Source organism: Nostoc sp. DSM 114159, from assembly GCF_053470285.1.
The window spans coordinates 1,375,320-1,387,477 of sequence record NZ_JBPFEH010000001.1 but is presented as its reverse complement, the minus strand read 5'-3'; the positions used below and the strand labels follow the sequence as shown (position 1 = coordinate 1,387,477).

The window sequence follows — 12,158 nt, the reverse complement described above, 5'->3', positions numbered from 1 at the left end:
CTGGCGCTATTTCTGGCTAATGGTTTCCGGTGTTATCGCTGCATATTGTTCGCTAGTCAGCATCGCTTCCTTAATATTGATGGGTTTAGGAATCACTTTTTCTTTGGCAAATAAATCTGCAATTTTCTGTTGTTTTTCCATAATTTCAGGCGTAATTGGTCTTATACCGTAAGTTCGCCTTTCAACCATTGTTGTTAAAATATCTTCATCAATTTTGAGGTGAGGAATAGTCAGTTTTACAACTTGCGATCGGTTTTTTTCAGCCCATTGACCTGTGTTATCTATCTCCTCAAGAACTAATCGCACTAATTTCGGGTTTTCTGTGGCAAATTTTCGCGCTGCCATGTAATATCCGCCCTGAGTAGAAATGCCACTAGCATCTCTCAAAACACGAGCATTTGCTTTTTTTTGGGCCACGGCTAAATAAGGGTCCCAAGTTACCCAGGCATCAATTTTGCCTTGAATAAAAGCATCACGGGCTTCTGAAGGAGGGAGGCTAATAGCTTGAATATCACTATATTTCAAACCAGCCTCTTCCAAAGCTTTTATTAATAAGTAATGGGAAGCAGAACCCTTTTGAAAAACTACTTTTTTACCTTTGAGATCGGCTAAACTCCGAATCGGTGAATTCTTTTGAACGATAATTCCGCTTCCTTTACCAGTACTGGGTTTATTACTAGCAATATAAACTAAAGATGTGCCAGCCGCTTGGGCAAATATCGGGGGAGTCTCGCCTACAGAGCCAATATCAACCCTGCCTACATTCATTGCTTCCATCAGTTGTGGCCCGGCGGCAAATTGCGCCCATTCCACAGAAATACCTAAAGGCTTTAGACGTTTTTCGATCGATCCTTTAAGTCTGAAAATATCCCCAGAACTTTGATATCCCATTCGGACAACTTTGGTTTTCAAACTAGTGGTTTGATTTGCTGAATTTGGGATTTGGACTGAGCAACTGATTAAGGTTGTTGAGATTGTTAATAATCCAGGTAAAAGGAATAATGAAAAACGTTGTAAAATCTTAACTTGTGGCTGTTTGAAAACGGGAATCATGGACGTGATACTTTGTTTTTTAATTTGCTTTTGGACTTATTTGGCTAATTGCCTATGTTCAGTCGTAGAGGCGCACAGATGTACGCCTCTAGTGTTGTATTGCTTCTAATCTCAAAATTTAGACTTTTTGAAGCTGAAGGTTCTTTTGGAACAGTTCTTGAACATTTTTCCAAGCATCGGCGGCAGCTTCGGCATTGTAGCTGGCGCGATGGTTGCAGAAAAAGCCATGTCCTGCACCGGGATAACGGAAGATAGCATGAGTAATCTGATTTTTCTTCAATTCAGCCTCAATCTGTTCTGTATGTTCTAAGGGGATTCCCTGGTCATCAAGACCAAAGAAGGCGTAAATGGGGCCTTTAATCTCTGGAGTGCGCGTGATGGTTGGTTCTCCACCGCCGGGAGTTGAGTTGGGAATCCCGCCACCATAGAAAGAAGCTGTAACTTTAATATCTGGTAAAGTGGCAGCTAGATAAACGACGTGACCACCAAAGCAAAAACCAATAGAGCCGATCGCATCTCCTTGCACATTTGGTAAAGTTCTTAGATAGGCGATCGCAGCTTTAATATCACTCAATATTTCCTCGGCTGTTGTCTGCTCTTTATACCCTCTCCCTTGTTGGACATCTTCAGGAGTGTATCCCCCCTCAAAACCGGGAGCGGTGCGTTGAAATAAAGTCGGTGCGATCGCCACATACCCCTCTTTGGCAAATTTCTCAGCAACTTCTCGAATGTGAATATTAACCCCAAAAATTTCCTGAATCACGATAACGGCTGGGAAGGTTCCTTTTTGTGCTGGTTCAGCCAAGTAAGCATCAATTTGCAAATCTCCGTTAGGAACTTTAACTTGAGCAGTGCGAATTTCTGTGTTTGTCATCTTAGGATTAGCCTGTAATTGCTTTCAGGACGCGATGTTTTATGGTAATTTTTGTACAATACTACTTAAAACATATCGATTTGCCGTAGTTTTAAGAGTAGTATTTCACAAACAATGTGCAAAGGCAAGTCCTTTGATTTAGAGATGTAGATGAATATAAGACCATACCAAGAATCTGATGCTGAATTAGTCAGTGCTTTGTGGGATGAGGTGTTTCCTAATAACCCATCGCACAGCAGCCCAAAATTGGTAATCAGTCAGAAACTTGCTGTACAGCCTGAGTTGTTTTTCGTTACTGAGATTAACTCTGTGATTGTAGGGACTATCATGGCAGGATATGACGGGCATCGCGGTTGGCTATATACAGTTGCAGTCAGTCCTCAGTATCAACGGCAGGGTATTGGTAGCAAGCTAGTGCAGCACGCAGAGAAGGTATTAATAGCGATGGGATGCCTCAAAATCAATCTCCAAGTTCGTGTCTCCAACGCAGAAGTAGTTGAGTTTTATAGAAAACTTGGCTATCTCATTGAAGAACGCATCAGTATGGGAAAGCTTGTCGTATAGATGTTTGGTGAGTTTGAACAGAAAAACTTTAAAAATACGCCAGGATTACAGCAAAAGGTGATTGTAGGCATACCAAATTTAACCCAAATTAGGAGAAAAATTTATGAAGCTTAATGCAGTTCATCATATTCAAGTAACCTATCCTCTGGAAGTGGAGGATGCAATGCTGTTTTTTTATAGTAAAGTTTTAGGATTGACTGAAATTGCCAGACCTGATGTCATCAAAAATGATTCAGGAGCGTGGTACAAATTGGGAGATATTGAACTGCACGTTAGTAGAGAGAAAAACGCCAATAACCAAGCATCAAGACGGCATTTTTGTTTCCAAGTCGATAACTTGAACGCCTTTGAAGAACATCTAAAAGAGTATGGGATAGAAATTATTCCCGATCGACGACCACTTCCAGGATGCGTGCGGTTTTTCCTCCGAGATCCCGGTGGGAATCGTATAGAGATTGCAGAGTTCGTTAAGAGTACTTTTGCACAGCGACAAACAATCGATTTGATAGCCTGAAATTCTTACTGTGAAAACAATCGACACCATTTAACGTTCGCGCAGCGTCTCGTAGAGAAGTTACGATGGTTTTCAAGGTTCTGGCGAGTGGTGTCGATGAGTTCAACAAATTTGGAAAAAAAATATAGCATCTTATACCAATTTTGTATGAAGATGCGCTAAACCATATTAGGAGTGAAGTATAAGAAAAAAAACGAACCGCATTGCGCAGCGTCTCGTTAGAAAAGGGCGCAAAGTACACAAAGAAAAAAAATTTGGCGCAGCCTCGCAAAGAAATGGTACTATCTGACTTGTCAAAATTTTGTCAATCTAAATTCTGATTTCTGAATTCTTTTTCAAATCAACAATTTTCTCCTGATGTTTCACACGCACCAATACTCACCCAGGTGCTAGAACCATCTTGCCAATGTTCTTTCTTCCATATAGGGGCATTGTGTTTGAGCGTATCAATAGCATATTGGCAAGCTTCAAACGCCTCACTCCGATGAGGAGAACCCACAGCTACTAAAACGCTGATTTCCCCAACTTGCAAACGTCCAACACGATGATAAATCGCGACTCGATTCACATCAGACATAGATAAGCGAATATCAGCAGCAATTTGATAAAATATCCGCAACGCCATCGGTTCATAAGCTTGATACTCTAGAGCAATCACAGGTTTACCATCAGTTTGATTGCGAACCATACCACTCATCACAACCACAGCACCATTGGCTGGATCGTCGGATTTGGCATAGATTTCTTCCAGAGATAATGGTGCAAAGGTAATGGCAAAACTATCTTCGGCTCTTGGTTTAACAGCAGAGGTAAGTGTAGTTGTCATAACTGCGTTGATATTATATGGGTTTTTTCTATTGTCTCTGAAGAAAGCATTACTAGTAGTCTGCCAACCCAAAATTGTTAGGTGGAGATTGGGTAAAGGTTAAAGGGAAAAGGGTAAGGGATAAAAAACATGAGTCCCTTTCCCCCCGCCCCTTATCCCCAGAGCTTTCAAGGGCAGGTTTTTAGGCTTTCGATAAATAGTTGAGAATGTTCTCAATTATTGAACGTAGTTTTAAGTTCTCAGACAATGGTTTTGGTTTTAAAATCCCAAAAATTTGTCTAATCAAAAAAACCTGCCCCAGAAAGTATCCCCAGAGGGGGCCCCACCTTCCCCTTTTCCCGACTTATGCCAAGAAGTTTCTTATACAACGCAAGAATTATTAAAAACCCTACATACAGTTATTAGTCATTAATCTGCACCATCTAGACGATCGCAGTCATATCTACCTTTAATCTCTTGATTGAAAAAGCTGCCAATTGAGTCAGAGGAATGTAAATCTTCCCAAGTATCCTCGTCTACGCCTAAGTACTGATAAACCGCTCCACTTTGAAACTCAACTTGCAAAATCTGTTCGTTGCGATCGTAGCCTACAGCCATAGCCATTGATGAGACAACTGGTAGCATGACAATTGGTTCTTCTTCAAAGGGTAATGCAGTCGTTTCGGCAATTGCTTCGTTGAGTTCTTGCAATCCTTCATAAGCTTGTATCGGTGCTGGAATTTCCAAAAACTCTAGTTCGTTGCCTCGGTCGAGCAACAACTGCAAATATCCATCAGAATGAGCGATCGCTACTAAACTGCTCAAGTCTACCTTAGATAGCTTCATTTATTTTGTACTCTCCTATTAGCGTAGTCGGGAGTGGTAAAGTTTTATGCAATATCAAGCGCTTTTATAGTACATTTATACTAAATGAGCGCTTAAGTGTCAAGTTTTTCCTTCTAAGAGAGAATTTAATGTCTGTAGAGACGCTTTAGCAAAGCAGCACGCAGTGTTTTTCTCTGACATCCGGGTAAATACCCATGATATCAAGTCCGGTTAATTACTTATGATTACCGCATCTGTGCAAAATTCCGAAAAGCCTCTTTTCACTCGCTCTCTGGTCTAAAAGGATGTTTGAAAAGTCTGTAGTAGTGTATGCTAGTGAATTCTGAATTCTGCTGTAAGTACTTGACAATTTCAACCAATCTTTGTTGTATCTAGACTCAACTGAGTTTCCATTGCTGTTTGTATCACTCAATGAGCTCACCCTTTTGGGTGAGTCATATATCAACCGATCAGATGACCTGACTGAAGGAAGTTGAGATTAATAATAAAGAGGACTCTATTACTAAGGAACACCGATCGCATTTTACCTAAATATAACTTATGAAACTTGCTACCTTAATAAATTCTGCACTGATTTTTGCTTCTATCACTCTTGTACCTGGAATTGCTGGCGCTCAAACAGCTACTACTAACAACAGTGAAACAATAGCTGTTAACTCTAATAATTTATCCACGAACTCGACTTCTGCGAATTACCTCCAGCCTTTGAATCTAGTTCATTTTGCTTATCAAGGAGGTCTGCAACAACACGGTATTCCTAGTGGAGAAGCGCTAGTACTTAAAACTTTGAATAGAAATATTCTTGCGAAAGATTTGGTTAAAGCTGCTGTGAATGCAAATAAATTACCATCACAAGTTTTAAACGATCAAAATTATTTAAGTGCTGTTAATTCAGAACTCAACGTATTGCCAGATTATGCTGCTGCTGATTAATTTGGTTTTTCTGATATCTTTTGAGAAAGCTAAGTTTTTCAGTATGGTATATTTGTATGCTTGTTACTAAGGATAGATAAAAGCTTTTTATACATAGCGATCGCTGTGTATGAAAACTATATAAGAAAGCTTGATATTCAAGAATAATTTCTAAATTTTGACATAAGTTGCACTTATCCTGTGCTAAAGCCACAGAAAATTGTATAATCGTCAGCTTATGGAGCAAAAATTTCTATAGAGAATGACAGAAGTAATAAGATCCGGGGGACTAAATAATATTGAGTCCATTGAGTATGAAGAGCGGTGTTTAGAAAAAGCCAGAGAAACAGGCGATCGCAATCGGGAAGTGATTTCTTTGGCAAGTTTGGGCAATGCTTACCAGTCGCTAGGCGAGTACCACCTAGCAATTGAGTTTTATCAACAATGGTTAGATATAGCGAAAGAAATAGGCGATCGCTTAGAAGAAGCCAAATCTTTATCTGGGTTGGGTAACGCTTACCAATCACTGGGCAAATACCAGCGAGCGATTGAATATTATCACCAGTGGTTGAGTATTACCAGGAAAATAGGCGATCGCACTGGGGAAGGTCTTTGCTTGGCAAGCTTGGGTAATACTTATGAATACCTGGGTAAGTACGAGCAAGCGATAGAGCTTTACCAACAATGGTTGAGTATAACGAAGAAAACAGGCGATTGGACAGGGGAATGCATCTGCCTGGGAAGTTTGGGCAACATTTATGAATCGTTGGGATCTTACCAACTCGCAATTGAATTTTACCAACAATGGTTAGGGCTGGCGAAATTCATCAGCGACCGCAATGCTGAAGGCATGGCCTTGAGTGGATTGGGCAGTGCTTATAAGGCTTTAGGAAAGTACCAAAGGGCGTTGGAGTTTTATCAGCATTCATTAGAGATTAGAAGCGATCTTAATGACCCAAACGGAGAAGCAAATGCCTGGTTTAATTTGGGTTTGGTGTTAGAAAAAATCAATCGAGAATCAGAAGCGATGGATGCCTTTTGCAATGCTCGTGAAATTTATCGTGCAATGGGACTCGATGCCAGCCTGCAAGATTGTAACCATGCCATTGAGTTTCTTTCTCAAAATATTGCAAGCGCATCATCTACTTTCTGGTTGAGGAGATGGTTAAGTCATTTGTCGCAGTCGATCAAAACTGGTTCTAAATAAAGAGTGCTGAGTTTTGAGTTAAAAGATTCTTTCTATTGACTCAGAACTCACCAGGATACTTATTGAATACTGCAACTGAGTTCTTGCGATCGAAAGAAAGCACAGAAAACGGGTCTTTTCGATTCCCCATTTCCATCCCAGGAGTGCCTACAGGCATTTGCGGAACAGATAAACCAACAACATTTGGCTTTTCTTGAAGCAGACGTTTGATGTCGTCTGCTGGGACGTGTCCTTCAATAACATATCCATTAACAATTGCCGTGTGGCAAGATGACAAGTCATCCGGCACGTTGTACTTTTGTTTGACTGTTTCGATGTCAGGCTCAGAAAAATCTGTGATTTTAAAACCCTGTGTCTTTAAGTGCTCAATCCACCCGCCACAACAGTTACAATCGGGACTGCGATATACAGTGGCATTTAGCACTGTTGATTTTGATTGTGTCTGTTGCTCCTGGATGTAACTACTGCTAAAAACAGCTTGAGCATGACTCATAGGAGCAGTGCTTCCCAAAATGCTCAACACCCCTAATGTTAGAACCACTATTTGCACAATGGCAGGCATCAAGATGGGAAGTAACCATTTTTGCCAGCAAGAAATCAATTGTTTGTGTGACATCTGATACTTCCTAAATACAACATTACTTCCAAAACACTCTGCGTTTAAAAACACTACGATTTTAAATAAAAATAATCTCTCCATTGCAGTATTCATCGGGTTCTGGGTTGGTTTCTTCCATAGCCCGATGCTCATCTAACGTCAGGCGAGTTGTTATTACATCTGAGCGACTGGTTTGAGCAAAGACCACAATCAACCTCTTAAATAGACTTCTTGGCATTTGTCGAGAAAAGGCTCTGTATTTTTCCCCCTCTTGCAAAAAGCACAAATGCCAAGAGGTCTAATAATTAGCTCTAAAACTATTATCAGCAAAGGAAAGAAGAATTACCAATGAACTTTTAACTCATTCTTGGAGGCTCCGCCTCCAGTAGCTTGACAAGAGGCAGAGACTATTTTAAATACATTCTCAAGCCTCCAGGTTGCGAACAAGACAACACAAGCTTTTGGGCTTTACAAGCGTGCCATTCTCAGCTAGCACCTTGAAGTTAAACCTCATCTATGTTGAAACCTAGAGTTTTTTAAAAAATATATTTTTGTAGGTTGGGTGGAGTGAAACGCAACCCAACATTACCACCAAATTTTATGTTGGGTTACGCTATCGCTGCACCCAACCTACAAAACTACGGTTTTCAAGGTAGACGAGGTTTAGTAACAATATCTTTAATATGAAACGAATCCAGGCAGTTCATAAGTAAATCTTATATAAAAGAGAGTTTTTTCTACGTAATATAGACTTTGTTAAAAAATTTCCAAGAGACTTTAATGGTAGAATGTTATAAAATCATGACATTAAGCAATATTCTATTGGACTTGTTAATTTAGCGTTAATAGGTCTATGTAAATGTTGCTCTTAATGTCTTGAATAAATAATCTAGTCGATGCCTTATCTACAATTTGGAAAGGTACTACTGTGTGCATTGTTATCTTTAGTATATCAACCGAAAGATACTATTTTTGCTAAAAAATTTGAAATAAATATGTTTGTTTATTTCGGTATTGATAACTAGCTACAGGATAATGTCACCACTCATATTTTCTAAGTTGATGCTTATTTATGATTGTGGAGTTTATGAAAGGAAATTTCCCAAAAAAGCGAACTAATTCTGCTTATTTAAAATTATTTAATTACAAAAATCTTCACTTGAAATTGAAGAATTACTGGTTTAAGATAAGTGGAACCTGGCAGTCATGTCCTTTAACATGTCCTATAGATAAACCTCATCACAAACATATTTTTTGGAGTTGGCTTGGTAGTTTCTTAGCAATCGCAGCAACGGCTTACCTATCTGTGAGAACACATTCTCCTCTGCTTATGGCTCCGTTTGGTGCTACTAGTGTATTGATATTTGGTGTACCAGACAGTCCTTTGGCTCAACCCCGTAATGTAATTGGTGGTAATCTCGTAGCTGCCTTAGTCAGCCTAATTATTTTACATCTTTTCGGTTCGTCACCGTGGACAATGGGAATGGCAGTAGCAACAGCCATTGGGATGATGCAGCTGACTGGAACTCTACACCCACCTTCAGGAGCAGTTGCCTTAGTCGTGATGATGACAAAAGCTCCTTGGCAATTTCTATTAACACCTGCTTTACAAGGTTCTATTATTTTGGTGCTTTGTGCTGTGGTTTTTAATAATCTGGCACAAGAGAGGACTTATCCCAAGCACTGGCTGTAAGAAAACCTTAATCGAACCGTATTGAATTCTATTCTGGTTTTTTGTGCCAATGCCCATCATCGCCTTTTTCGTAATCGCGCTTTACCGCACTCCAAGCGACTCGAAAGGCACGTTCTTCTCCACCATATTGTTCTTGAGCGCTGTTAAATGCAGCTCGGAAAATTTCTTGGGCGTGTTTGGGTAAGTTTTCTTTGACTGAATCTGGTAAGTCTGCAATTTGTTTGTAAGGCATAACTTTTATTTCTCCAGTTTCATGTTTGTGCTTTGCTTTAGGGTGGAAAACCATGTTTGATTCTGCCTTCATCAGCAGCATATGGCTGACAGCGATACCTGCGGTGAGCTACGCTAACGCACACCACTTGCATTAGTTAAAAGCCAGCCACGGGCGATCGCTGAATTTCAATGCAGTGCTTTCAGTTACTCAATACCGCTAACAACTGCCGCAATTTCGGACAATAATTACACGTTTTAAATAATTCCTCATTGAATTCTTAACTACGAATTATTAATTACTTAAAGGCGTGATGTTGTCAAAAAACTAATTGTTTGTGGCTTGAAACTCGATACACTATCCCAATAATTAACCTGGTTAATATTTACCTTCAGCAAAGCAATACCAGGTTCATCTAGTCCCTTAGGAAACCAGGTTTGAAGTTCCGGCTTCCATAGCTGTCGCATTTTGTTGCGCTCTTTCACAAGTTGTGCTGTACCTGAGATAGAAACGTATCGCTGCTGTTCGGGTGAAGAGAAACTAATATTGACTTGCTCGTGATGTTCTATTTCAGTCACCTTATGGGAATCAGAATAAGTAAAGAACCAGAGTATGCTATCAGAGTTAATCTCACCACTCTTTGACATCGGGTAACTATGCAAGCTGCCATCATCATCGACTGTAGTAAACATCCCATAATCAATATCTTTGATGAGTTCACGCAGTTTTTGAATCTGTTGCTCGCGGTCAGTAGAAGTTGCCATTGTTTGTACTTTTTTCTCTATTTATCTATTTGTTTGTTGTCTAGGTTGCAATTTTTGATTACAACCATATTTAATTTTGATAATGTTATTTTTTAGTATTACCCTTTTTAGTTTAAATTGCGTGAGCCTAAAGGTGGAATTATAATAAAAGTAGCTTTTTTAGTTATATCTATAGAGATATTTGTTGAGAATGACTATTTTGTGCATACACAACTTTTAGGTATAGTCAGGTTAATTTTGCGCTTATTTCTTTAGACATAAATTTAATAAATTTTCTACTAAATTCAAAGTGCTTCTGTAACTTTGGCTGATAAAGTCATAATTTAGCAGACATATAGGAATCCGGTTTAATTCGGAGAATTTACTTGCGTGGGTAGGGAACAGGAAAGAAGGCATAGATCCGTTTGAAAAAGTCAAATGCCATTTAGCTTGTGGAAAACACTGAAATGAGTAACTAAACTGGTGTTTGAGAAAGCATTTAAGCCTTTTGCTTGCGGAAAACACCAAAATGAGAAAGCATTTAAGCCTTTTGCTTGCGGAAAACACCAAAATGAGAAAGCATTTAAGCCTTTTGATAAAGCATTTAAGCCTTTTGCTTGCTGAAAACACCGAAATGAGAAAGCATTCGAGTATTTTGAGAAAGCATTGAAACCTTTTGAGAAAGCATTTCGGTATTTTGAGAAAGTATTTTAATATTTTGATAAAGCAATTAGGCTTTTTGATAAAGCAATCAGCAAATATACCTGACGATTAAAAATCACGGCTGTACATAGCCTGCTTCCGGTTCGCCTTTAGAGGTTGTTTGAAAAGTTGCAAAGTATACTATAAAACCCACTTCTATTCCTCTCCCCGTTGGCGTCAACCTGCCGTTAGCCAAGCGGAGAGAGGCTTTGAAACCCCCATTCCCTTGTGAGTGTTGGGGGGCTAGGGGGGTTAGGTTTCCGAGGCTTCAGATGTGATGAAAAATACTTGTTCATTTTAATCCTAATAACCCAGCTGTAACTACCTCATACCATTTCACAAAAAATATGATACAGATGCAAACGCCCAAACCTATGCTACTTCTTACTTTCTTAATTTTGAATACTTCGACTACGCTCAGTACAAGTTTTGAATTTTGAATTGGTATCAGTTCCCCCAAATTCAAAACCTTTGCCAGCAACAGTATTGCTAAACTCCTCCCAAGTCAACCGTTTTGGCGTTGTTTTACAATCAAACGCACCAAATCTATGTAGGTAGAACTGTGACGCAACCGCCAGTTACCGAACCACCTGACACCAGTCCAACTTAATTAAATACTGGATACAACTACGGGTTTGAGTACTGTATAATTTCAATAATTTTATTAATAACCTCTGTTAATTTTTCAAGTTTTATTTGACCTGCTTGATATAAAATAATTTGTTTATCAGCAGTAAAAACTCGATTTGGTCTAATATTACTTGGCTGATTTAATTAACCGTAGCTAAAATCACTATTATCTAATTGAATGGCATAGATATCGCCAACAGCTTGGCTAGTAATTTGGCAAAGTATCAGATCGTCTCTCTGAAAAGTAGCAATAACTAAAGCAGGTCTGCGTTTTGTACCAGTTAAGTCTGAAAATGGAAATGGAACAATAACAACATCTCCTTTTACAAATCCTGCCATGCTGTATCTTCTTCTGGTCTTAACCAATCTTTTCGCAGTGATGATTCACTCATAATAGTGATTTCTAAGATTTTATCTTTTTGATACTTTGCTTGTAAGAATTGAACAAAATCTAAAATTTCCTGTAACAGAGGTTCAGGTAATTTTTCTAGTTCTTGTGTAATCTGTTCTTTAAGCATAATTGTCTGATTCTGTATTTGGGCAATATCTAAAATAATATTTATCATATCTGTTTTTGAATAAAAATATAAAATCAAACAAATCCTGCAACTGTAAAATGTTATATAACACCAGTAGCGATCGCAGCTAGTGACAATCGTTATTACATTTGCGATCGCAACTCATAATTGCCTTAAAATTAGGGTAATAGAGTATTACTACTTTAAGATGATGTTAAATTTATACCTTCTGAATGAGCCTCTTCAACCCATAGCAGGAGTATCACTTTCCATTCAGCGTCTAATATA

16 protein-coding genes are annotated in these 12,158 nt (G+C 38.9%); 6 read left to right on the top strand and 10 right to left on the bottom strand.

What is annotated here, in order from left to right; genetic code table 11:
* Positions 1-6: 6 nt before the first annotated feature.
* Together ACR5KR_RS05480 and ACR5KR_RS05475 are read right to left on the bottom strand one after the other, a co-directional pair.
* Positions 7-1,053, bottom strand: coding sequence for a sulfonate ABC transporter substrate-binding protein (locus ACR5KR_RS05480; protein ID WP_448265761.1), 1,047 nt, complete (start codon positions 1,051-1,053; stop codon positions 7-9).
* Positions 1,054-1,171: 118 nt separating this feature from the next.
* Positions 1,172-1,927 carry a dienelactone hydrolase family protein gene (locus ACR5KR_RS05475; protein ID WP_322671453.1) on the bottom strand — a complete coding sequence of 252 codons (756 nt, stop codon included), beginning with the start codon at positions 1,925-1,927 and terminating at the stop codon, positions 1,172-1,174.
* 150 nt (positions 1,928-2,077) lie between these two features.
* Here ACR5KR_RS05475 and ACR5KR_RS05470 point away from each other — a divergent pair, with 150 nt between their 5' ends.
* Both ACR5KR_RS05470 and ACR5KR_RS05465 read left to right on the top strand, forming a co-directional pair.
* Positions 2,078-2,491: a GNAT family acetyltransferase gene (locus ACR5KR_RS05470; protein ID WP_445627432.1), complete on the top strand. Its 414-nt coding sequence runs from the start codon at positions 2,078-2,080 to the stop codon at positions 2,489-2,491.
* 103 nt (positions 2,492-2,594) lie between these two features.
* Positions 2,595-3,005, top strand: coding sequence for a VOC family protein (locus ACR5KR_RS05465; RefSeq protein ID WP_445627433.1), 411 nt, complete (start codon positions 2,595-2,597; stop codon positions 3,003-3,005).
* 340 nt (positions 3,006-3,345) lie between these two features.
* Here ACR5KR_RS05465 and ACR5KR_RS05460 read toward each other — a convergent pair whose 3' ends face one another.
* Together ACR5KR_RS05460 and ACR5KR_RS05455 are read right to left on the bottom strand one after the other, a co-directional pair.
* Entirely contained in the window at positions 3,346-3,831 is a 486-nt protein-coding gene (locus ACR5KR_RS05460) for a molybdenum cofactor biosynthesis protein MoaE (protein WP_094350603.1), read from the bottom strand.
* Positions 3,832-4,239: 408 nt separating this feature from the next.
* Positions 4,240-4,656, bottom strand: a complete 417-nt coding sequence (locus tag ACR5KR_RS05455) for a KTSC domain-containing protein (protein WP_445627434.1) — start codon at positions 4,654-4,656, stop codon at positions 4,240-4,242.
* Positions 4,657-5,196: 540 nt separating this feature from the next.
* Here ACR5KR_RS05455 and ACR5KR_RS05450 point away from each other — a divergent pair.
* Together ACR5KR_RS05450 and ACR5KR_RS05445 are read left to right on the top strand one after the other, a co-directional pair.
* The gene (locus ACR5KR_RS05450; RefSeq protein WP_448265760.1) at positions 5,197-5,589 is read left to right on the top strand and encodes a hypothetical protein; all 393 of its coding nucleotides are present in this window, start codon (positions 5,197-5,199) and stop codon (positions 5,587-5,589) included.
* Positions 5,590-5,830: 241 nt separating this feature from the next.
* The gene (locus ACR5KR_RS05445; RefSeq protein ID WP_445627436.1) at positions 5,831-6,775 is read left to right on the top strand and encodes a tetratricopeptide repeat protein; all 945 of its coding nucleotides are present in this window, start codon (positions 5,831-5,833) and stop codon (positions 6,773-6,775) included.
* Positions 6,776-6,815: 40 nt separating this feature from the next.
* On the opposite strand, the gene ACR5KR_RS05440 is transcribed toward ACR5KR_RS05445, so the two are convergent.
* Positions 6,816-7,391 carry a DUF411 domain-containing protein gene (locus ACR5KR_RS05440; RefSeq protein ID WP_448265759.1) on the bottom strand — a complete coding sequence of 192 codons (576 nt, stop codon included), beginning with the start codon at positions 7,389-7,391 and terminating at the stop codon, positions 6,816-6,818.
* Positions 7,392-7,452: 61 nt separating this feature from the next.
* Positions 7,453-7,611, bottom strand: a complete 159-nt coding sequence (locus ACR5KR_RS05435) for a hypothetical protein (protein ID WP_448265758.1) — start codon at positions 7,609-7,611, stop codon at positions 7,453-7,455.
* Between the two features lie 834 nt (positions 7,612-8,445).
* On the opposite strand from ACR5KR_RS05435, the gene ACR5KR_RS05430 reads away from it, so the two are divergent.
* Complete coding sequence (locus ACR5KR_RS05430) at positions 8,446-9,066, top strand: HPP family protein (protein ID WP_448265757.1); 621 nt, start codon at positions 8,446-8,448, stop codon at positions 9,064-9,066.
* Between the two features lie 28 nt (positions 9,067-9,094).
* On the opposite strand, the gene ACR5KR_RS05425 is transcribed toward ACR5KR_RS05430, so the two are convergent.
* Together ACR5KR_RS05425 and ACR5KR_RS05420 are read right to left on the bottom strand one after the other, a co-directional pair.
* A complete protein-coding gene (locus ACR5KR_RS05425) occupies positions 9,095-9,298 on the bottom strand; it encodes a ChaB family protein (RefSeq protein WP_334841609.1) in 204 nt (67 codons plus the stop codon).
* A 281-nt stretch (positions 9,299-9,579) separates the two neighbouring features.
* Positions 9,580-10,041 (bottom strand): pyridoxamine 5'-phosphate oxidase family protein, encoded by a 462-nt coding sequence (locus ACR5KR_RS05420; RefSeq protein WP_445627439.1) that lies wholly within the window; start codon positions 10,039-10,041, stop codon positions 9,580-9,582.
* Between the two features lie 462 nt (positions 10,042-10,503).
* Between ACR5KR_RS05420 and ACR5KR_RS05415 the strand changes: the two genes are divergently transcribed.
* The gene (locus ACR5KR_RS05415) at positions 10,504-10,644 is read left to right on the top strand and encodes a hypothetical protein (RefSeq protein WP_448265756.1); all 141 of its coding nucleotides are present in this window, start codon (positions 10,504-10,506) and stop codon (positions 10,642-10,644) included.
* Positions 10,645-11,496: 852 nt separating this feature from the next.
* Here ACR5KR_RS05415 and ACR5KR_RS05410 read toward each other — a convergent pair.
* Positions 11,497-11,691 (bottom strand): hypothetical protein, encoded by a 195-nt coding sequence (locus tag ACR5KR_RS05410; protein WP_445627440.1) that lies wholly within the window; start codon positions 11,689-11,691, stop codon positions 11,497-11,499.
* The gene (locus tag ACR5KR_RS05405) at positions 11,676-11,918 is read right to left on the bottom strand and encodes a DUF2281 domain-containing protein (RefSeq protein WP_445627441.1); all 243 of its coding nucleotides are present in this window, start codon (positions 11,916-11,918) and stop codon (positions 11,676-11,678) included. Before ACR5KR_RS05405 ends, ACR5KR_RS05410 begins: the two co-directional genes overlap by 16 nt.
* Positions 11,919-12,158 lie beyond the last annotated feature (240 nt).

Excerpts from the sequence above, each read along its gene's own strand:
- ACR5KR_RS05480 (WP_448265761.1), bottom strand. The coding sequence starts at position 1,053 with ATGATTCCCGTTTTCAAACAGCCACAAGTTAAGATTTTACAACGTTTT.
- ACR5KR_RS05475 (WP_322671453.1), bottom strand. The coding sequence starts at position 1,927 with ATGACAAACACAGAAATTCGCACTGCTCAAGTTAAAGTTCCTAACGGA.
- ACR5KR_RS05470 (WP_445627432.1), top strand. The coding sequence starts at position 2,078 with ATGAATATAAGACCATACCAAGAATCTGATGCTGAATTAGTCAGTGCT.
- ACR5KR_RS05465 (WP_445627433.1), top strand. The coding sequence starts at position 2,595 with ATGAAGCTTAATGCAGTTCATCATATTCAAGTAACCTATCCTCTGGAA.
- ACR5KR_RS05460 (WP_094350603.1), bottom strand. The coding sequence starts at position 3,831 with ATGACAACTACACTTACCTCTGCTGTTAAACCAAGAGCCGAAGATAGT.
- ACR5KR_RS05455 (WP_445627434.1), bottom strand. The coding sequence starts at position 4,656 with ATGAAGCTATCTAAGGTAGACTTGAGCAGTTTAGTAGCGATCGCTCAT.
- ACR5KR_RS05450 (WP_448265760.1), top strand. The coding sequence starts at position 5,197 with ATGAAACTTGCTACCTTAATAAATTCTGCACTGATTTTTGCTTCTATC.
- ACR5KR_RS05445 (WP_445627436.1), top strand. The coding sequence starts at position 5,831 with ATGACAGAAGTAATAAGATCCGGGGGACTAAATAATATTGAGTCCATT.
- ACR5KR_RS05440 (WP_448265759.1), bottom strand. The coding sequence starts at position 7,391 with ATGTCACACAAACAATTGATTTCTTGCTGGCAAAAATGGTTACTTCCC.
- ACR5KR_RS05435 (WP_448265758.1), bottom strand. The coding sequence starts at position 7,611 with ATGCCAAGAAGTCTATTTAAGAGGTTGATTGTGGTCTTTGCTCAAACC.
- ACR5KR_RS05430 (WP_448265757.1), top strand. The coding sequence starts at position 8,446 with ATGATTGTGGAGTTTATGAAAGGAAATTTCCCAAAAAAGCGAACTAAT.
- ACR5KR_RS05425 (WP_334841609.1), bottom strand. The coding sequence starts at position 9,298 with ATGCCTTACAAACAAATTGCAGACTTACCAGATTCAGTCAAAGAAAAC.
- ACR5KR_RS05420 (WP_445627439.1), bottom strand. The coding sequence starts at position 10,041 with ATGGCAACTTCTACTGACCGCGAGCAACAGATTCAAAAACTGCGTGAA.
- ACR5KR_RS05410 (WP_445627440.1), bottom strand. The coding sequence starts at position 11,691 with ATGGCAGGATTTGTAAAAGGAGATGTTGTTATTGTTCCATTTCCATTT.
- ACR5KR_RS05405 (WP_445627441.1), bottom strand. The coding sequence starts at position 11,918 with ATGATAAATATTATTTTAGATATTGCCCAAATACAGAATCAGACAATT.